The 18,103-nt window shown below is 61.2% G+C and carries 18 protein-coding genes and 1 pseudogene; 15 read left to right on the forward strand and 4 right to left on the reverse strand.

Annotated features, from left to right (window positions below; all coding sequences use genetic code 11):
- Window positions 1-104: 104 nt before the first annotated feature.
- From ACYZT5_RS22365 to ACYZT5_RS22430, 14 genes are read left to right on the forward strand one after another with little or no spacing between them, the layout of a single operon-like run.
- Window positions 105-839 (forward strand): glycosyltransferase family 2 protein, encoded by a 735-nt coding sequence (locus tag ACYZT5_RS22365; RefSeq protein WP_462047447.1) that lies wholly within the window; start codon window positions 105-107, stop codon window positions 837-839.
- On the forward strand, window positions 836-1,783 hold the full coding sequence (locus ACYZT5_RS22370) for an LpxL/LpxP family acyltransferase (RefSeq protein ID WP_462047448.1): 948 nt from the start codon (window positions 836-838) through the stop codon (window positions 1,781-1,783). The genes ACYZT5_RS22365 and ACYZT5_RS22370 overlap by 4 nt, the downstream gene beginning before the upstream one ends.
- Complete coding sequence (locus ACYZT5_RS22375; RefSeq protein WP_462047449.1) at window positions 1,764-3,308, forward strand: HAL/PAL/TAL family ammonia-lyase; 1,545 nt, start codon at window positions 1,764-1,766, stop codon at window positions 3,306-3,308. The genes ACYZT5_RS22370 and ACYZT5_RS22375 overlap by 20 nt, the downstream gene beginning before the upstream one ends.
- A complete protein-coding gene (locus ACYZT5_RS22380) occupies window positions 3,301-3,726 on the forward strand; it encodes an acyl-CoA thioesterase (protein WP_462047450.1) in 426 nt (141 codons plus the stop codon). The genes ACYZT5_RS22375 and ACYZT5_RS22380 overlap by 8 nt, the downstream gene beginning before the upstream one ends.
- Window positions 3,723-4,325 (forward strand): outer membrane lipoprotein carrier protein LolA, encoded by a 603-nt coding sequence (locus tag ACYZT5_RS22385; RefSeq protein WP_462047451.1) that lies wholly within the window; start codon window positions 3,723-3,725, stop codon window positions 4,323-4,325. The genes ACYZT5_RS22380 and ACYZT5_RS22385 overlap by 4 nt, the downstream gene beginning before the upstream one ends.
- The gene (locus tag ACYZT5_RS22390; protein WP_462047452.1) at window positions 4,309-6,648 is read left to right on the forward strand and encodes an MMPL family transporter; all 2,340 of its coding nucleotides are present in this window, start codon (window positions 4,309-4,311) and stop codon (window positions 6,646-6,648) included. Before ACYZT5_RS22385 ends, ACYZT5_RS22390 begins: the two co-directional genes overlap by 17 nt.
- A complete protein-coding gene (locus ACYZT5_RS22395) occupies window positions 6,645-7,805 on the forward strand; it encodes a cation:proton antiporter (protein ID WP_462047453.1) in 1,161 nt (386 codons plus the stop codon). The genes ACYZT5_RS22390 and ACYZT5_RS22395 overlap by 4 nt, the downstream gene beginning before the upstream one ends.
- Complete coding sequence (locus tag ACYZT5_RS22400; RefSeq protein WP_462047454.1) at window positions 7,792-9,039, forward strand: NAD(P)/FAD-dependent oxidoreductase; 1,248 nt, start codon at window positions 7,792-7,794, stop codon at window positions 9,037-9,039. The genes ACYZT5_RS22395 and ACYZT5_RS22400 overlap by 14 nt, the downstream gene beginning before the upstream one ends.
- Window positions 9,036-9,761 (forward strand): class I SAM-dependent methyltransferase, encoded by a 726-nt coding sequence (locus ACYZT5_RS22405; protein WP_462047455.1) that lies wholly within the window; start codon window positions 9,036-9,038, stop codon window positions 9,759-9,761. The genes ACYZT5_RS22400 and ACYZT5_RS22405 overlap by 4 nt, the downstream gene beginning before the upstream one ends.
- Window positions 9,761-10,243: a hypothetical protein gene (locus tag ACYZT5_RS22410; protein ID WP_462047456.1), complete on the forward strand. Its 483-nt coding sequence runs from the start codon at window positions 9,761-9,763 to the stop codon at window positions 10,241-10,243. The genes ACYZT5_RS22405 and ACYZT5_RS22410 overlap by 1 nt, the downstream gene beginning before the upstream one ends.
- Window positions 10,240-11,436 (forward strand): beta-ketoacyl-[acyl-carrier-protein] synthase family protein, encoded by a 1,197-nt coding sequence (locus ACYZT5_RS22415; RefSeq protein WP_462047457.1) that lies wholly within the window; start codon window positions 10,240-10,242, stop codon window positions 11,434-11,436. Before ACYZT5_RS22410 ends, ACYZT5_RS22415 begins: the two co-directional genes overlap by 4 nt.
- Window positions 11,433-11,906 carry an ApeP family dehydratase gene (locus ACYZT5_RS22420; RefSeq protein ID WP_462047458.1) on the forward strand — a complete coding sequence of 158 codons (474 nt, stop codon included), beginning with the start codon at window positions 11,433-11,435 and terminating at the stop codon, window positions 11,904-11,906. Before ACYZT5_RS22415 ends, ACYZT5_RS22420 begins: the two co-directional genes overlap by 4 nt.
- Complete coding sequence (gene fabG / locus ACYZT5_RS22425) at window positions 11,903-12,631, forward strand: 3-oxoacyl-ACP reductase FabG (RefSeq protein ID WP_462047459.1); 729 nt, start codon at window positions 11,903-11,905, stop codon at window positions 12,629-12,631. The genes ACYZT5_RS22420 and fabG overlap by 4 nt, the downstream gene beginning before the upstream one ends.
- Complete coding sequence (locus tag ACYZT5_RS22430) at window positions 12,631-13,857, forward strand: beta-ketoacyl-ACP synthase (RefSeq protein WP_462047460.1); 1,227 nt, start codon at window positions 12,631-12,633, stop codon at window positions 13,855-13,857. Before fabG ends, ACYZT5_RS22430 begins: the two co-directional genes overlap by 1 nt.
- 127 nt (window positions 13,858-13,984) lie before the next feature.
- On the opposite strand, the gene ACYZT5_RS22435 is transcribed toward ACYZT5_RS22430, so the two are convergent.
- The 4 genes and pseudogenes from ACYZT5_RS22435 to ACYZT5_RS22450 all read right to left on the reverse strand — a co-directional run bounded on the left by ACYZT5_RS22435 (window position 13,985) and on the right by ACYZT5_RS22450 (window position 16,659).
- Window positions 13,985-14,428 carry a DUF2846 domain-containing protein gene (locus ACYZT5_RS22435; protein ID WP_462047461.1) on the reverse strand — a complete coding sequence of 148 codons (444 nt, stop codon included), beginning with the start codon at window positions 14,426-14,428 and terminating at the stop codon, window positions 13,985-13,987.
- A 230-nt stretch (window positions 14,429-14,658) separates the two neighbouring features.
- A pseudogene (locus ACYZT5_RS22440) lies at window positions 14,659-14,835 on the reverse strand (addiction module antidote protein); the annotation flags it as partial.
- A 148-nt stretch (window positions 14,836-14,983) separates the two neighbouring features.
- Complete coding sequence (locus ACYZT5_RS22445; protein ID WP_462047462.1) at window positions 14,984-15,250, reverse strand: DUF6124 family protein; 267 nt, start codon at window positions 15,248-15,250, stop codon at window positions 14,984-14,986.
- A 506-nt stretch (window positions 15,251-15,756) separates the two neighbouring features.
- Window positions 15,757-16,659: a LysR family transcriptional regulator gene (locus ACYZT5_RS22450; protein WP_462047463.1), complete on the reverse strand. Its 903-nt coding sequence runs from the start codon at window positions 16,657-16,659 to the stop codon at window positions 15,757-15,759.
- A gap of 118 nt (window positions 16,660-16,777) precedes the next feature.
- On the opposite strand from ACYZT5_RS22450, the gene ACYZT5_RS22455 reads away from it, so the two are divergent.
- A complete protein-coding gene (locus ACYZT5_RS22455; RefSeq protein ID WP_462047464.1) occupies window positions 16,778-18,052 on the forward strand; it encodes an MFS transporter in 1,275 nt (424 codons plus the stop codon).
- Window positions 18,053-18,103 lie beyond the last annotated feature (51 nt).

The raw sequence follows: 18,103 nt of genomic DNA on the forward strand, positions 1-18,103 counted from the left end.
CGAGCAGGCTCGCTCCCACACTGGATCTGCGTCCAACACGAATCCAATGTGGGAGCGAGCCTGCTCGCGATGCAGGCACCTCGGTCCTTCAGGCGAATGCCAATATGCATAACCCCTGCGCCGTGGTCCCGGTCTACAACCACGAAACCGCGATCACCACGGTGGTTGATGCACTGCTCGCAAGCCGCCTGCCGTGCATTCTTGTGGACGATGCCAGCAGCCCGGCCTGTGCAAAGGTGCTCGATCAACTGGCCCGGCGCGACAAGGTGTTCCTGATCCGCCTCGCCGCCAACCAGGGCAAGGGTGGCGCGGTCATGACCGGTTTTCGCGAAGCCTCGCGCCTGGGCTTCAGCCATGCCTTGCAGGTAGACGCCGACGGTCAGCACGATCTGCAAGACGTCCAGACCTTCATCGAACAGTCACGCGCCCATCCCGAGGCGGTGATCTGCGGCTATCCGCAATACGACGCCAGCGTGCCGAAAGGTCGCTTGTACGCCCGTTACCTGACTCACGTGATGGTCTGGATCAACACCTTGTCGCTGCAGATTCGCGATTCCATGTGCGGCTTCCGCCTCTACCCGTTACCACCGACCCTGGCGCTGATCGATTCGGCGAAGATCGGCAAGCGCATGGACTTCGACTCGGACATTATCGTGCGACTGGCCTGGCGCAATCTCCCGATGCAATGGCTGCAAACCAAAGTCCACTACCCGCTGGACGGCGTCTCGCATTTCCGCCTGTTCCACGACAACGTGTTGATTACGAGCATGCACACCCGGCTGTTCTTCGGCATGTTGCTGCGGGCGCCGGTGATTCTCTGGCGACGGTGGCGAGCATGAGCACTGACGCGGATAAAAAGCACTGGGCTGACCGCGAAGAGCGCGGCAGCTTCTGGCTGATGAAATTCACCGCACTCTGCGCCAAAGTGCTGGGCCGGCGGCTGTTGAGCCCTTTGCTGTACGGCATCGTTCTGTACTTTTTCCTGTTCGGCCGCAGCGCTCGTCACAGCGCCTGGCAATACCAGCAACGGCTCGCCGACTGGAGCGGCCGCAACGAATTGCGCCCGACTCATTGGCGGGTGTTCGGCCAGTTCATGGCCTTCGCCGATTCCATGCTCGACAAGCTCGACGTGTGGAACGGCAAGCTGAGCATCGAGCAGATTGAAATCATCGACCCGGCATTACTGCGCAATCAACTGCGCGGCACCCGCGGGCAAATGCTGGTGGGCGCGCACCTGGGCAATCTCGAGGTCTGCCGTGCGTTGGCGGAGATCGGCGAAAAAGTCACGATGAACGTGCTGGTGCACACCAAGCACGCCGAGCAATTCAACCAGTTGCTGGGCGAAGCCGGCGCGACCAATCTGCGACTGATCCAGGTCAGCGAGCTGGACCCGCTGATCATGCTGCAACTGCATGAGCGCCTGGAGCGCGGCGAGTGGCTGGCGATTGCCGGCGACCGCGTGCCGCTGCATGGCGGGCGCAGCGTGATCGTGGATTTCCTGGGCCATCAGGCCGCGTTCCCTCAGGGGCCATGGTTGCTGGCCGGCCTGCTGAAATGCCCGATCAACCTGATGCTGTGCCTGAAGAAACCGACGGGCGACTATCGACTGACCCTCGAACCGTTCGCCGAGGCCGTGGTGTGGAAACGCAGCGACCGCGAGCAGGTCATTCATCAGTGGGCCTCCCGCTATGCCGAACGCTTGGGTCACTATTGCCTTGAAGCGCCTCAACAATGGTTCAACTTTTACCCTTTCTGGAAGACCGATGACGACGCCAACGCTTGAGCCGGTAACCTTCGGCGAACTCCCTTTGCGCATCGAAGACGTGCTGGCCCTGGCCAATCGTCAGGTGCCGACGCAGTTGCAAGGCGACCCTGCGTACCGCGAGCGTATCGCCAAAGGTGCGCGATTCCTCGACTCCCTGCTGGACAAGGAAGGCGTGATTTATGGCGTGACCACCGGTTACGGCGATTCTTGCGTGGTCGCGGTGCCGCTGCATCACGTCGAGGCGTTGCCCCGTCATCTGTACACGTTCCACGGCTGCGGCCTGGGCAAACTGCTCGATGCTCAAGCCACTCGTGCGGTATTGGCGGCTCGTTTGCAGTCGCTGTGCCACGGCGTGTCCGGGGTGCGCGTGGAGCTGCTGGAACGCCTGCAAGCCTTCCTCGAACACGACATTCTGCCGCTGATTCCGGAAGAAGGTTCGGTAGGCGCCAGTGGTGATCTGACGCCGCTGTCCTATGTCGCCGCGACCTTGTCCGGTGAGCGTGAAGTGATGTTCCGGGGTGAACGCTGGCAAGCCGCCGACGTGCACCGCGAACTGGGTTGGGAGCCGCTGGTACTGCGCCCCAAAGAAGCCTTGGCCTTGATGAATGGCACTGCCGTGATGACTGGCCTCGCCTGCCTGGCCTATGCCCGCGCCGATTACCTGCTGCAACTGGCCACGCGCATCACCGCGCTGAACGTGGTCGCGCTACAAGGCAATCCGGAGCACTTCGACGAGCGCCTGTTCGCCGCCAAACCGCATCCGGGGCAAATGCAAGTCGCCGCGTGGTTGCGCAAGGACCTGGCGATCGACGCGCCGACCGCGCCGCTGCATCGCCTGCAAGACCGTTACTCCCTGCGTTGCGCGCCCCACGTCCTCGGCGTGCTGGCCGACAGCCTGAACTGGCTGCGTTCGTTCATCGAGATTGAACTTAATAGCGCCAACGACAACCCGATCATCGATGCCGAAGCCGAGCGCGTGCTGCACGGCGGGCACTTCTATGGCGGCCACATTGCGTTCGCCATGGACAGCCTGAAGAACCTGGTGGCCAATGTCGCCGACCTGCTCGACCGTCAACTCGCATTGCTGGTGGACGAGCGTTACAACCACGGTTTGCCGAGCAACCTGTCCGGTGCCACCGCGGATCGCGCGATGCTCAACCACGGCTTCAAAGCTGTGCAGATCGGCACCAGTGCCTGGACCGCCGAAGCACTGAAAAACACCATGCCGGCCAGCGTCTTCTCGCGTTCCACCGAATGCCACAACCAGGACAAAGTGAGCATGGGCACCATCGCCGCTCGCGATGCGATCCGCGTGCTGGAGCTGACCGAACAGGTCGCCGCCGCCACCCTGCTGGCCGCCAACCAAGGCGTCTGGCTGCGCAGCAAGGCCGAGGATGCGCGCCCGCTGCCGCCAGCCCTCGCCGCCATGCACGAAGAGCTGGCGAAAGACTTCCCGCCGGTCATCGAAGACCGTGCGCTGGAAGGCGAATTGCGCCTGTGTCTGCAACGCATCGCCGAGCAACACTGGAGGCTGCATGCGTAGCAAGGGAGTGCTTCACACCGATACGGAAATCCTCGTGCCGTTCTTTGACGTCGACACCATGAACGTCGTCTGGCACGGCCATTACGTCAAATACCTGGAAGTCGCCCGCTGCGCGCTGCTGGACAAGATCGGCCACAACTACGACGCCATGGTTGAGTCCGGTTACGCGTGGCCGGTGATCGATCTGCAATTGCGTTATGTGCGCGGCGCGGTGTTTGGCCAGAAGTTGAACGTACGCGCCAACCTGGTGGAGTGGGAGAACCGTCTGAAAATCAGCTACCTGATCAGCGATCTGCAAACCGGCGAGCGCTTGACCCGCGCCAGTTCCGTGCAGGTTGCCGTCGACATGAGCAGCCGAGAAATGCTGTTGGCCTCACCCAAGGTCTTCACCGACGCAGTTGAAAGGATGCTCGCATGACCCCGTTCTTCAAATGCCTCGGCGTTTTGGCGCTGCTTGGGTTGTCATCGATCGCTCATGCATTCGATCTGCAACAGCTCAGCGATCAATTGGCCAAACCCGATGTGATCCACGGCAACTTCATCCAGGAAAAACACCTGCGCGCCCTGCCCCAGCCGTTGACCAGCAAGGGCACCTTCGTCCTCGCTAAAAACCACGGTTTGCTCTGGCTGCTGAAAACCCCGCTGCAACAGGATTACCGCATCAGCGACAAAGGTATTGCCCGGCGTGACGCCAACGGTTGGCAAATGCTCCCCAGCAAGAGTGCCGGCGCCGAGCAGAACCGCTTGTTCCTCGCCGTACTGCAAGGTGACAGCAGCGGGCTGCAACGGGATTTCGAGCTTTCGCTGAGCGGCGATGCGCAGAACTGGAAGCTGACGCTGACCCCGCGTTCAATGCTGCTCAAACAGGTGTTCACTCAGATCAACATTGCCGGCGGCGAACTGGTGCACAGCATCGAGCTGCTCGAAACCCAGGGCGACAGCACGCTTTTACGCATGCAGGACAGCACCAGCATCCAACCGTTGAGCGATGCGGAGCAACATGACTTTGCCGAGTGAACGGATTCTTCCGCGGCTGTTTCTGATCCTGCTGCTGGCGGTGCTCGCGCTCGCCGGTTGGCAATGGCGTGACGGCGCCCCGCTGTCGGCCAACCTGATGGAACTGGTGCCAGGCACGGCGCCGGACGCGCTGGAACTGCGCGCCGAACAACGCATGCAAGAACCGCTGAACCGCGAAATGCTGGTGCTGGTGGGCCACACCGATCGCCAGCAAGCCGTCGCCATGGCCCAGAAACTGGGTGAGCAATGGCAGGCGAGCGGCTTGTTCGAAAAGGTCCAATGGAACCTGCAAGCCGACCTCCCGGCGTTACGCACGCAATTGCTGCAAGGCCGATTGGCAATGCTCTCGGCGGCCGACCGGCAGCAACTGATCGAGCATCCCGACGCGTTTATCCAGCAAAGGGTGCAAGCGCTGTTCGACCCCTTCACCGGTTTCAGTCTGGTGCCGAGCCAGGATGACTGGCTGGGCCTGACCGGGCGCATCCAGAACAGCCAGCCGCAGCACGGTTCGGTGCAACTGGACATCGGCAGCGGTGCGCTGGTCGCCGATGCCGACGGCAAGAGTTGGGTGCTGCTGCGCTCGCGAACCACTGGCAACGCCTTCGACATGAATTTGCCGCTGCAAGTGGCCGACCTGCTCCAGCACAGCCGTGAAGAAGCCGCCCAGGCAAACGTTCAACTGCTTGCCGCCAGCGGCCTGCTCTATGCGGCCAATGGGCAAAAGCAAGCCTCCCGGGAAATGACCTGGGTCGGCGGCGGTGCCACGGCGGGGATTCTGTTGTTGCTGTTGCTGGCCTTCCGGCGCTGGCGCGTGTTGCTGGCCTTCGTCCCGGTGCTGGTGGGCATGCTCTTCGGTGCGGTGGCCTGCGTGGCGCTGTTCGGCCATATGCATGTGATGACCTTGGTGCTCGGTTCGAGCCTGATCGGCGTGGCGGTCGATTACCCGCTGCATTACCTGTCCAAGAGCTGGAGCCTGAAACCCTGGCACAGTTGGCCGGCCCTGCGCCTGACGTTGCCGGGCCTGACGCTGAGCCTGATCACCAGTTGCATCGGTTACCTGGCCCTGGCCTGGACCCCCTTCCCGGCGTTGACCCAGATTGCCGCGTTCTCTGCCGCCGGTCTGCTCGGTGCTTATTTGTCCGCGGTGTGCCTGCTGCCGGCACTGCTCAAGGGCACAGACCTGCGTCCAGCGCAGTGGCCGCTGCGGGTTTCCGAGTATTTGCTGGGCCGCCGTGAAGCGTTGCTCAAACTCGCGAGTACGCCGGTGTTGCTGGCGCTGCTGATTGCCTTTTGTGTGGGCGGTCTGTTGCAGCTCGACACCAAAAACGACATTCGCCAGTGGGTCGGTGCACCGCAGCAACTGACTGACGAAGCACAAACCATTGCGCGCATTACGGGCTATCAACCCACCAGCCAGTTCTTCCTGGTGCGCGCGGCCAATCAGCAGAAACTGCTCGAACGCCAAACCGCGTTGAGCGAGCGGCTGGATCAGTTGGTCAACCTGGAAAAACTCAAGGGTTATCTGTCACTCAATCAACTGGTCAGCCAACCGACCGAACAGCGGCAAGTGCGCGAAGCGTTGAACAAGTTGCCGCAGTTCTGGCAACCGCTGCTCGATGTCGGCGTGCCGGCCGAGGCGCTGCAAGCAGAGCTCACGAAGTTGCAGGCACTGCCCACCGAAGACATCGACGCGGCGCTGGTCGGTCCGTTGGCCGAACCCTATCGCGCGCTGTGGCTGGGGCCGACCGATGACGGCGTAGCGGCAATGGTCAGTCTGCAAGGCCTGAACAACCCCGCTCTGCTGCGAGTCCAGGCGCTGGATTTGCCGGGCGTGGAACTGGTGGATCGCCTCGGTGAGTTGAACAAGGTGTTCGCCGACACCCAGATCAGTGCCGCAGAGCTGAAACTCGCTTCCTGTGTGCTGATCGTGCTGGTGCTGATCCTGCCGTTCGGCTTCGGTGGCGCGCTGCGGATCGTCGCCCTGCCGCTGCTGGCCGCGCTGTGCAGCCTGGCCAGTCTCGGCTGGCTGGGGCAACCGCTGACGCTGTTCAGCCTGTTCGGCCTGCTGCTGGTGACGGCCATCAGCGTCGATTACGCGATCCTCATGCGCGAACAGGTCGGCGGCGCTGCCGTGAGCCTGCTGGGTACCTTGCTGGCGGCGCTGACCACTTGGCTGTCGTTTGGTCTGCTGGCGGTGTCCAGCACGCCGGCGGTGAGCAATTTCGGCCTGTCCGTTAGCCTGGGCCTGGCCTTCAGCTTCATGCTTGCGCCTTGGGCCGGACGCCAGGTTCACGCCACCCCGGTCGCGGAGTCTGCCGCATGATGATCGCCTTGTTTTGGGCAATGGCCCTGGCGCTGTTCGCCGTGGCCACCCGTGTCGGTCGTCACTTCGGCGTGATCCCGATCGTCAGCCAGTTGCTGCTGGCTACCTTCGGCCTGCCGCTGCTGATGTACTTCTGGATCGAACCCCAGTGGCAATTGAGCGGCGCCGCGCTGGTCGCGCCGGTCTGGCTGAAAAACCTCTACAGCCTGAGTTTTGCCTTGTTGCTGGGGCACATTCTCAGTGACGTGATCGACCTGCGACTCGACCGTCAGAGCTTGAAAATCGCCCTGCCGAGTTTCTCCATTCCGTTTGCCTGCGGCCTCGCGACAGCGGTCTGGCTGCTGCCGCCGCAACCGTGGATCAGTTCGCTGGCGGTCGGCTTGCTGTTCGCCATCACCGCGATTCCGGTGTTGTATTTGTACCTGCGGCACATCAACTACCCGCCCGCCGCCACCCGGCGACTGGTGCAGACCGCCATCCTCATCGACCTCACCTGCTGGACCCTGTTCGCCATCGCCCAGGGCAGCCTGCACCTGAGCAGCCTCCTGCTGCCGCTGGCCGGCGCCTGCTTGCCGTTGCTGCTGCGCCTGTTGGGATTGCGCCAGCCGTTGCTGCACAGCGGGTGCTTCTTCGCGCTGCTGGTCGTGGCGGAACACTTCAAGCTCAACGCGCTGATTTTCGGCATCGGTTACCTGCTGTGGATGGCAATGCTCAAAGTGCCGTTGGTGCTGCCGTTGCCGGTGATCTGGATGAGTCACTTGCAGACGTATATCGCGATCCCGTTGATCCTCACGTTCGGCATCGTGCAGATCAACGTCCACAGCGCCATGGCCAGCCTCGGCTGGGTGCAGCTGAGCGCACTGCTGCTGTTCCCGATTGCCAGTAAACTGCTGGGCAACTGGCTGGGCCTCGGCTGGGCCGGCGCCTCGTTTGAAGGCGCCAGTCGCTGGCGGGAAAGTATCTTGCTGAATATTCGTGGCTTGAGCGAGATCGTCTTTCTCAACCTGCTGCTGCAACAACAACTCATCAGCCCGGCGCTGTACTTCGCGCTGATGGTGATGGGCCTGATCGCGACACTGCTGCCGGCGCTTGCCGGCATGCACCGAACCCCTCTGAACATCGCCGTCCCGGCAAGGAGCCCCCGTGCCAACAGTTGAAATGGAACATCGCCAGGTCGTGGTTATCGGTGCCGGTCCATCGGGCGCCATCGCCGCCGCGCTGCTCAAGCGCAAAGGTCACGACGTGTTGATGATCGAACGCCAGCATTTCCCAAGGTTTTCCATCGGTGAAAGCCTGCTGTCCCACTGCCTGGATTTCGTCGAAGAAGCCGGCATGCTCGAGGCCGTGAACGCCGCTGGATTCCAGTTGAAAAACGGTGCTGCATTCGCCTGGGGCGAGCAGTACAGCGCCTTTGATTTCGGCGACACCTTCAGCAACGGCAAGCCAACCACCTTCCAGGTCCAGCGCGCCGATTTCGACAAACTGCTGGCCGATCAGGCCGCGCTGCAAGGCGTGGACGTTCGCTACGGCGAAGCCATCGTCAGCGTCGATTTCACCCTGCCCAAACCGCAACTCGATGTGCTTCGCGAAGACGGTAGCCAGTACCGCGTCGAAGCCGATTTCGTGCTGGATGCCAGCGGCTACGGACGCGTGCTGCCGCGCTTGCTCGACCTTGAAGCACCGTCGAACTTCCCAGTGCGCCAGGCCGTGTTCACCCACGTCGAAGACCACATCGACAACCCGGCCTTCGAGCGGGAAAAAATCCTCATCACCACCCATCCGATCCATCGCGATATCTGGTTCTGGACCATCCCGTTCAGCAACGGCCGTTGCTCGGTGGGCGTGGTCGCGGCAGCCGAACACTTCGAAGGCCGCATGGAGAATCTGGACGAGTGCCTGCGTGGGTTTATTGCTGAAACCCCGAGCCTGGCCGGAGTGCTGAACAACGCCCTGTGGGATACGCCTGCTCGAACCATTGGCGGCTACTCGGCCAACGTCAAAACCCTCCACGGGCCAGGCTTTGCACTGCTCGGCAACGCGGCGGAGTTTCTTGACCCGGTGTTCTCCTCCGGCGTGACCATCGCCATGCGCTCGGCGAGCATGGCCGCCGGGGTTCTGCATCGCCAACTGCAAGGCGAACGTGTCGATTGGCAGGCTGAGTTCGCCCTCCCGCTCAAGCGCGGCGTCGACACGTTCCGTTGCTACGTCGAAGGCTGGTACGCCGGAACCTTCCAGGACGTGATTTATCATGAGGGCGGCTCCCCGGATATTCGCCGCATGATCAGTTCGATCCTGGCCGGTTATGCCTGGGATGAACGCAACCCGTTCGTCAGCGAAGCCAAACGTCGACTGCGAATGCTCTCGGAGCTCTGCGCAAGGGATGCCACGTGAGCTATTTGAGCGACAACTACGTTGAGGAAACCCGTTTCGGTTTCTGGTTCCTGCGCAGCCACACCTGGCAGCACCATGTGTTGCGCGTAGCGATCAATGACCTTCGCGGCCTGTTCAGCGAAACACCGCCGAGCAACCCGGTGCTGCTGGATGCCGGTTGCGGTCAGGGCAAGTCGTTTCAGCACTTGCGCCAGACCTTTGCGCCCCAGCGCCTGATCGGACTGGACGCCGACCCTCACAGCCTGGACCTGGCCGGCGAAGAAGCCGTCCGTCAGGGCGTGGAGGTGGAGTTGATCAGCAACGACTGTGCGAGCATCAACGTCCCGGACGCCAGCGTCGATCTGCTGTTCTGTCACCAGACCTTCCATCATCTGGTGCAGCAGGAACAGGCACTGGCCGAGTTCTACCGCGTGCTCAAGCCCGGTGGCTATCTGCTGTTCGCCGAATCCACCGAGGCTTACATTGATACTTGGGTGATCCGCTGGTTGTTCCGCCATCCGATGCACGTGCAGAAGAGCGCCGCCGGGTATCTGGAATTGATTCGCCAACAGGGTTTCGAATTCGGCCCGAAAAACGTGTCTTATCCGTACTTGTGGTGGAGCCGCGCCAAGGATTTCGGCCTGCTTGAACGTTTGGGTCTGCGCCAGCCAAAACCCATTGGCCAACGGGAAGAAACCCTGGTCAATGTGGTCGCGCGCAAACCCCTTGAAAGGTGTGCCTGATGATCCGTTTTCTGCTCCTGGGTTGCGTCCTGTTGCTGAGCGCCTGTGCCAGCCGGGCGCCGCTGCCCGAGCAAACTCCGAACCTGTCGTTGCCGCTGCAATTGCACATCCAGCGCCTGGTGGCTGACCAACGGCAGGACTGGGTGCTGGTGATCCAGCGTGAAGGCCCGGGCATTCGCTGGTCGATGATGGACTTGCTGGGCATTCCACAGGCACGCCAGAAACTGGTCGATGGCGAGTGGCAGGCTGACGGTCTGCTGCCACCCAATCCGGAAGCGCGAGAGCTGTTCGCCGCGCTGCTGTTTGCGCTGACCCCCAAAGATGAACTGTCGGGCAACTATCCCGCCGCTTGGCAGCATGGCTCGCAACGGTCCTTGCCAGCGCACTGGGACGTCCGTTACTCACAACCCATGAGCTTTGAATTGAACCTGCCCAAAGGCCCGAAATATCAAGTCACGCCGCTCAGTGGGGACACGCCATGACGGCCTACCTGAACGCCCTCGGGGTGATCTGCGCCCTGGGCCGTGACAAGCACGAAGTCGCCCGCAACCTGTTTGCCGGTGACTGCTCGGGCATGCGCAATGAGGCCGGCTGGGTGGCGGAACGGTCGCTGCCCGTGGCCGCGGTCCAAGGCAAACTGGCACCGATCCCGGCTGAGCTTGCGCAGCAAAGCAGCCGTAATAATCAATTGCTGCTGGAAGCCGCGCTGCAAATTCGCGAAGACATCGACCAGGCGATCCAGACCTACGGCCGCGACCGCATTGGTATCGTTCTGGGCACCAGCACTTCGGGCATCGACGAAGCCAGTCGCGGCCTGGCCCATTACATCCGCGAGCATCAGTTCCCGGCCGATTACGACTATCAGCAACAGGAACTCGGCGCTCCGGCGAACTTCCTCGCCGACTGGCTGCAACTGAGCGGCCCGGCCTATGTGATTTCCACGGCCTGCACCTCCAGCGCCCGAGCGCTGATGAGTGCTCAGCGGCTGCTGAACCTGGGCGTGTGCGACGCGGTGCTGTGCGGCGGTGTCGACAGCCTGTGCAAGCTGACCCTCAACGGGTTCTCGGCGCTGGAAGCGGTGTCCGGGCAACGTTGCAACCCGTTTTCGGTGAACCGTAACGGCATCAACATTGGCGAAGCGGCGGTGCTGTTTTTGATGAGCAAAAGTGTTGGCGACAGCCAGCCGATTGCCCTGCTCGGCAGTGGCGCCAGCTCCGATGCGCATCACATTTCCGCACCGGAACCCAGCGGCCGTGGCGCCCTGCAAGCAATGCGCAAAGCCTTGAGCCGAGCAGAACTGCAACCACAGCAGATCGATTACCTGAACCTGCACGGTACCGCCACCCAACACAACGACGCCATGGAAAGCCTGGCAGTGGCGACGTTGTTCCCGGCGGGTGTGCCGTGTTCGTCGACCAAGCCCATGACCGGCCACACCCTCGGCGCGGCCGGCGCTCTGGAAGCGGCGTTCTGCTGGTTGAGCCTAAGTGCAGGCAACCGCGAGCACGCCCTGCCACCCCACGTCTGGGACGGCCAACCGGACCCCGAACTGCCAGCCCTGAATTGGGTGATCCCGGCCGATCGCCTGGCGTCCATTGCACCTCGCTATCTGATGAGCAACTCCTTTGCCTTCGGTGGCAACAACGTCAGCCTGATTATCGGAGACGCCCCATGATTGACTGGCCGATCGCCGAACTGCTGCCGCACGCTGGCGACATGATCTTCATCGATCAGATCCTGGCGTTCGATGACGAGCAGATTTACACCCGCCTCACGGTCAAACCCGATGGCCTGTTCAACCGCCCGGACGGCAGCCTGCCGGCCTGGGTCGGCATCGAACTGATGGCCCAGAGCGTCGCCGCCTACGCCGGTTGCCATGCCCGTCAGCGTGGCGATGCGGTGGCACTGGGGTTTCTGCTCGGCACCCGTAAATTCGAATGCAACGTCGAGCACTTCCCAGCCGGCACCGAGCTGACCATCCACGGAATACGCTCGCTGGAAGACGACAACGGCATGGGCGTGTTCGAATGCCATATCACCGCCCCCGGCATTCACGCCACCGCTCGTCTGAACGTGTTCCGTCCGCCTCAGGCCGCTCAATACCTTCATGAGTCTACCGGCTCTTCAAAAGGAACCCAGCCATGACTGAATCCGTACTGATAACCGGTTCCAGCCGCGGCATCGGCCGCGCCATCGCTTTGCGTCTGGCCCAGGCCGGGCATGACATCGTGCTGCATTGCCGCAGTGGCCTTGCGGACGCTGAAGCCGTGAAGGCCGACATCGAAGCGTTGGGGCGTAAAGCGCGCATCCTGCAATTCGACGTGTCCGACCGCGCCAGCTGCAAAGCCACTCTCGAAGCCGACGTGGAATCCCACGGCGCCTATTACGGCGTGGTGCTTAACGCCGGTCTGACGCGCGACGGTGCTTTTCCAGCCCTCAGCGAGGATGATTGGGATGTGGTGATGCGCACTAATCTCGACGGTTTCTACAACGTACTGCACCCGGTGATGATGCCGATGATTCGTCGCCGCGCGGCCGGACGGATTGTTTGCATCACCTCGGTTTCCGGGTTGATCGGCAACCGTGGCCAGGTCAATTACAGCGCCTCCAAGGCCGGTTTGATCGGTGCGGCGAAGGCATTGGCGATCGAATTGGGCAAGCGCAAAATTACCGTTAACTGTGTCGCACCCGGCTTGATCGACACCGCGATGCTCGATGAAAACGTGCCGGTGGAAGAAATGATGAAAATGATTCCCGCACAACGCATGGGCACACCTGAAGAGGTGGCCAGCGCTGTGAATTTCCTGATGTCGGCGGAAGCGTCGTACATCACCCGGCAGGTTCTGGCCGTCAACGGAGGCCTGTGCTGATGAAGCGCGTCGTCGTCACCGGCATGGCCGGCATCACCTCACTGGGCAGCGATTGGGACACCATCGCCAGCAACTTCGCCGCCAATCGCAGCGGCATACGCCGCATGGACGAGTGGGATCGCTTCACCGAACTCAACACGCGCCTGGCGGGGCCGATCGATGACTTCAAAGTGCCGAGCCACTGGACCCGCAAACAACTGCGCAGCATGGGCCGGGTCTCGCGCCTGGCGGTCGGTGCGGCGGAAAAGGCATTGGCCGATGCCGGGCTGTTGGGTGACGAATCGATCAAGGACGGGCGCATGGGCGTTTCCTGCGGCTCTTCCACCGGCAGCACCGACGAGATCAAGGCGTTCGGCAACATGCTGCTCAACTCGGTGGCCGAGGGCCTGAACGCCAACTCCTATGTGCGCATGATGCCGCACACCACGGCGGCGAATATCAGCATCTTCTTCGGCCTCACCGGCCGGCTGATCCCGACCTCCAGCGCTTGCACCAGCGGCAGCCAGGGCATCGGTTATGCCTACGAGTCGATCAAGTTTGGTCGCCTGCCATTGATGCTCGCCGGCGGTGCCGAAGAGCTGTGCCCCACCGAAGCCATGGTCTTCGATGCGCTCTACGCCACCAGCCTGAAAAACGATGCGCCGCAAACTTCCCCACGCCCCTACGACAGCGGCCGCGATGGCCTGGTGATCGGTGAAGGCAGCGGCATGCTGGTGCTCGAAGAACTCGAACACGCATTGGCTCGCGGTGCGCACATCCACGCAGAACTCGTCGGTTTCGGCAGCAACGCCGACGGCCAGCACGCCACCCGGCCGGAGCAAACCACCATGCGCCGGGCCATGGAGCTGGCCCTGGAAGATGCCGGGCTGAAGCCTTCGGACATCGGCTACGTGAATGGTCACGGCACGGCCACCGAACAGGGCGACATTGCCGAAACACTGGCGACCAGCAGTCTGTTCGGCGAGCACATGCCGATCAGCTCGCAGAAGAGCTTCCTCGGCCACACCCTGGGAGCCTGCGGCGCGCTTGAATCCTGGTTCAGCATCGAAATGCTGAACCGCGACCTGTACATCCACACCCTCAACCTCGACGACGTCGACCCGCACTGCGGCAAGCTCGATTACCTGCGCGGCGAGTTCCGGCAGATGAGCAACCAGTACGTGATGAACAATAATTTTGCGTTTGGTGGGGTTAATACGTCGCTGATCTTTCGGCGTTGGTCGTAACAGGGAAGTACGGTGATGCTGCGTTGTTGATCGTTCCCACGCTCTGCGTGGGCATGCGAGCCGAACGCGGAGCGTCCGTTGAAGCATTCCCACGCGGGAGCGTGGGAACGATCAGTTGTGTAACTGCTTACTGAGCTTGAATCAATTTGCTTTCCGCGACGCCAGCGCGGCCTGTCTTGTCGTCGACGACTTGCAGGTTGTTGCGCGCCTTGATGAAGCCCACTTTCACTTCCTGCCAGACAAAGTAGTTCTTGCCGGCTTCTGCGGTGAGTTTCAGTTCAGAATCGTTTTCCGCCGAAGACACCAGGGTCTGTTGACCGGCCGGGACGGATAACATCAGGTAAGACTTGGCGACGGTCTGCCCTACCGGCTTGCCATTAAGTGCCACCGGCATTTTCACGCCTGCACCCATACTCTCGTTGCGATAAACGTAGATATTGGCTTTGTCCGGGGTGACCTGGAAGGTCTTGGCCTGAGCGTCCTGGCTTTCATCAGCCATTTCTACCGAAGCACAACCACCGGTCAGAGCGGTCAATGCCAGCAAAGCGGTGAAGGTTAACTGCTTGAACATCCTGTATCTCCATTGTTTTGATGAGTCCCACAACGGTTATCGGCCGTACCCAACAAAACCTTGAAGCTCTAAGGCGTCAGCTTGCGCGTCAGCCATTCAATCAACGTAACCGCTCCGCTGATCTTCCTGCGCTGGTCATAAATCGAGTCTTTCAACGATTTCAGTAACGCCAGGACGACAAAGGGCGCCTTTCGGCGCCCCTTTACAAACAAGTCGACTTGTCATCGCCGTCCCGCATCCAGCGCGACCTGAGTCATGCCGCGAGCACGTGCAATGGTCCCGAGAGCCTTGGCGATGAATGCTGGATCATTCCCCGCTTCTTCCATACAAACGTCAAGATAACTGGCCATGTCCTCCTCGGTCTTGAGGTACTCGGCAGAGTCCCAGCGAGTGAATTGTTCGGTCATGGGTTTTGCTCCCGCCAGGATTTTTGATCGTTCCCACGCTCTGCGTGGGAATGCAGCCCGGGACGCTCTGCGTCCCATCCAGAGCCGAACGCGGAGCGTCCGTTGAGGCATTCCCACGCGGGAGCGTGGGAACGATCGGTTACGTCGCTCAGCGTGGATCGAGGTTATCCAGCACGCGGTTTACTGCGAGTTCTCCCAACATGATCGACTGTTGAATCCCCAGCAGTGTGTTGCTTTGCGATCCTTTCAGAAACCTCGCGAAATCGCTCGCCATGACATTCGCTGATGCCAGCGATTCACAGGCGTATTCCAGCAAGGTTTGGTTGTCGATATCGGTGGCGATGCGGAAGATTTTGCTTGGTTGGCGTGGAGCATCCGGATCTGCGTCCGGTAGGTTTGTTCTTGTATTCGTCATGTTTCGGCTACCTACAAAGTGGAGCCACCGAGTCGCTACTAATCAAAAGGGTGGCAGCCGTACGCAGGTTAGTAGACCGGGAAACACGAACCGGCGCGCCCGAGAGCGCCCTACGCACAGCTACCATCAAAGTGCAGGCATGAAATTACCTGACTGTCCGGCATGCAAATGCGCATCGTGAAAACACGGGCTACTAAACCCGATCGCTGGGAATCAGTGACGCGAATCAAGTTACCGACGGCCCCCAAAGCGCACAAGCCGGCGGATTCTGGATTAGTTGTAGGCAATGCAGCAAGTCGCTGAAGCCTTCCTAAGGTAGTTCGGAAATGTCCCACGCTCATCAGCGAAGCGTCCGCTTTGGCATAGGTAACTGCGCCTTTTTTGGCGGACTTGCGGACGCTTTCGCGAGCAGGCTCGCTCCCACAGTGGATGGGTGGTGGAATAAAAATCGGTTCACACCGCAAATCCTGTGGGAGCGGGCTTGCCCGCGAATGACTGCAAAGCAGTCACGTCTTCAGCGGCTCAACCTTACGCGTCAACAACTCCACGAACGCCTTGGCCATCGGCGACTTCTGGTCCTTGCGCTGCACCAGCCACACCGCCGACACAGCCTCTGGATCAAGCAACGGCCGATAGACCACACCATCAATGCGCATCCGCTGATAAGACGCCGGCAGCACCGAAACACCCAACCCCGCCGCCACCAACCCGATAATCGTCATCGCCTCGCCCGCCTCCTGAGCGAAGTGCGGGCTGAAGCCGACATCTCGGGCCAGGCTGAGCAATTGTGCGTACAGACCACTGCCATAACTGCGTGGGAAAAATACGAAGGGTTCGAGGGCCAGGGCTGACAGAAACAAGCCCTCTTCGCTGTCGCTCACCAACGGATGCTTGGAGCTGAGCACCGCCACCAGTGGCTCACGCATCAGCTCCACCACGCTAAGCGAGTCCGGCAACCCAAGTGGCCGCATGATCCCGACCTCTATCGACTCATCCACCAGCGCATCCGCTACCTGGGTGCTGCTCATCTCTCGCAGGTTCAGGTGCACCGCCGGAAATCGCTGGCGAAACGAAAAAATCGCCTGAGGGATCGTTGAGTTGAACGGCGCCGACGAGGTGAAGCCAATCTTCAGTTCGCCCAACTCACCCAGCTGCGCCCGCCGTGCCACGTCTGCCGCTTTATCGACCTGCGCCAGCACCAGCCGCGCCTCTTCCAGAAATAGCCGACCGGCTTCACTGAGCTCGACCCGACGATTGGTCCGCTCGAACAACCGCGCACCCACCTCTTGCTCCAGCGCCTGAATCTGCTGGCTCAGGGGCGGTTGCGAGATGCCCAGCACCTGGGCGGCGCGGCCAAAGTGCAGCTCTTCGGCGACGGCAATGAAGTAGCGCAGGTGACGCAATTCCATGAAAACTCCATTAGGTCGTTAAACCTATCAAACAGGTCGAACAATATATTGGATTGAATCATTAGGCAGCTATATGCTTTTTTCATTGCCTGACCGGCTGCGCCCTCCGAGGTCCGAAGTGAAAACTGCTGTTGCTCCACTTGCCCATGAAGTTCCGCCTGCCGCGGTGGACGATGTTGTCGCCGAATTGAAGGAGATCTACATCGAAAAAGGCACGCCGATGTTCATGCGCACGGTGCTGGCGCTGTTCTCCGGCGGCTTCGCGACCTTCGCTCTGCTTTATTGCGTGCAACCGATGATGCCGCTGTTGTCCCACGAGTACTCGATCAACGCGGCCCAGAGCAGCCTGATCCTGTCGGTGGCCACTGGCATGCTCGCCATCGGCCTGCTGATCACTGGCCCCATCTCCGATCGCATCGGGCGTAAACCGGTGATGGTCGCCGCGCTGTTCGCCGCCGCACTCTGCACCATTGCCAGTTCAATGATGCCGAGCTGGCAAGGCGTATTGGTGATGCGGGCGCTGATAGGTTTGTCGTTGAGCGGTCTGGCAGCGGTCGCCATGACTTATTTGAGCGAAGAGATCCACCCGCAGCACATCGGTCTGGCCATGGGTTTGTACATCGGCGGCAACGCGATTGGCGGGATGTGCGGACGCTTGATTACCGGCGTGTTGATCGATTTCGTCAGCTGGCACACGGCGATGCTGGTGATCGGCGGCCTGGCCCTGATCGCGGCGGCGGTGTTCTGGAAAATCCTTCCTGAGTCGCGCAACTTCCGAGCCCGCTCGCTGCACCCGCGCAGCCTGCTCGACGGTTTCACCATGCACTTTCGCGACGCCGGCCTGCCGCTGCTGTTCCTTGAGGCTTTCGTGCTGATGGGCGCCTTCGTTACGCTGTTCAACTACATCGGCTATCGCTTGCTGGCCGAGCCGTATCACATGGATCAGGTCTTTGTCGGGTTGCTGTCGGTGGTGTACCTGTCGGGTATCTACAGCTCAGCGAAAATCGGCGCCCTGGCCGACCAACTCGGCCGTCGCAAAGTGCTGTGGGCGACCATCGCGCTGATGATCGCCGGCCTCGCCCTGACCCTGTTCACGCCGCTGCCGGTGGTGATCATTGGCATGTTGATCTTCACCTTTGGCTTCTTCGGCGCGCATTCGGTGGCGAGTAGCTGGATTGGCCGTCGTGCGATCAAGGCCAAGGGGCAGGCGTCGTCGCTTTATCTGTTCAGCTATTACGCCGGGTCGAGCATCGCGGGTACTGCCGGCGGGGTGTTCTGGCATTTGGGTGGCTGGAACGGGATCGGGTTGTTCATTGGTGGTTTGCTGGTGATTGCGCTGTTGGTGGCGTTGAAGCTTGCGAAATTGCCGCCGTTGGCCGGCGTGAAAACCTGACTTCGTCCCACCACAAACAACTGTGGGAGCGAGCCTGCTCGCGAAAGGTTT

The organism is Pseudomonas sp. LB3P14 (assembly GCF_054898045.1).

Bases quoted from the DNA above. Each gene is read 5' to 3' on its own strand.
- ACYZT5_RS22365 (WP_462047447.1), top strand. From the start codon at position 105: ATGCATAACCCCTGCGCCGTGGTCCCGGTCTACAACCACGAAACCGCG.
- ACYZT5_RS22370 (WP_462047448.1), top strand. From the start codon at position 836: ATGAGCACTGACGCGGATAAAAAGCACTGGGCTGACCGCGAAGAGCGC.
- ACYZT5_RS22375 (WP_462047449.1), top strand. From the start codon at position 1,764: ATGACGACGCCAACGCTTGAGCCGGTAACCTTCGGCGAACTCCCTTTG.
- ACYZT5_RS22380 (WP_462047450.1), top strand. From the start codon at position 3,301: ATGCGTAGCAAGGGAGTGCTTCACACCGATACGGAAATCCTCGTGCCG.
- ACYZT5_RS22385 (WP_462047451.1), top strand. From the start codon at position 3,723: ATGACCCCGTTCTTCAAATGCCTCGGCGTTTTGGCGCTGCTTGGGTTG.
- ACYZT5_RS22390 (WP_462047452.1), top strand. From the start codon at position 4,309: ATGACTTTGCCGAGTGAACGGATTCTTCCGCGGCTGTTTCTGATCCTG.
- ACYZT5_RS22395 (WP_462047453.1), top strand. From the start codon at position 6,645: ATGATGATCGCCTTGTTTTGGGCAATGGCCCTGGCGCTGTTCGCCGTG.
- ACYZT5_RS22410 (WP_462047456.1), top strand. From the start codon at position 9,761: ATGATCCGTTTTCTGCTCCTGGGTTGCGTCCTGTTGCTGAGCGCCTGT.
- ACYZT5_RS22415 (WP_462047457.1), top strand. From the start codon at position 10,240: ATGACGGCCTACCTGAACGCCCTCGGGGTGATCTGCGCCCTGGGCCGT.
- ACYZT5_RS22420 (WP_462047458.1), top strand. From the start codon at position 11,433: ATGATTGACTGGCCGATCGCCGAACTGCTGCCGCACGCTGGCGACATG.
- fabG (WP_462047459.1), top strand. From the start codon at position 11,903: ATGACTGAATCCGTACTGATAACCGGTTCCAGCCGCGGCATCGGCCGC.
- ACYZT5_RS22430 (WP_462047460.1), top strand. From the start codon at position 12,631: ATGAAGCGCGTCGTCGTCACCGGCATGGCCGGCATCACCTCACTGGGC.
- ACYZT5_RS22435 (WP_462047461.1), bottom strand. From the start codon at position 14,428: ATGTTCAAGCAGTTAACCTTCACCGCTTTGCTGGCATTGACCGCTCTG.
- ACYZT5_RS22445 (WP_462047462.1), bottom strand. From the start codon at position 15,250: ATGACGAATACAAGAACAAACCTACCGGACGCAGATCCGGATGCTCCA.
- ACYZT5_RS22450 (WP_462047463.1), bottom strand. From the start codon at position 16,659: ATGGAATTGCGTCACCTGCGCTACTTCATTGCCGTCGCCGAAGAGCTG.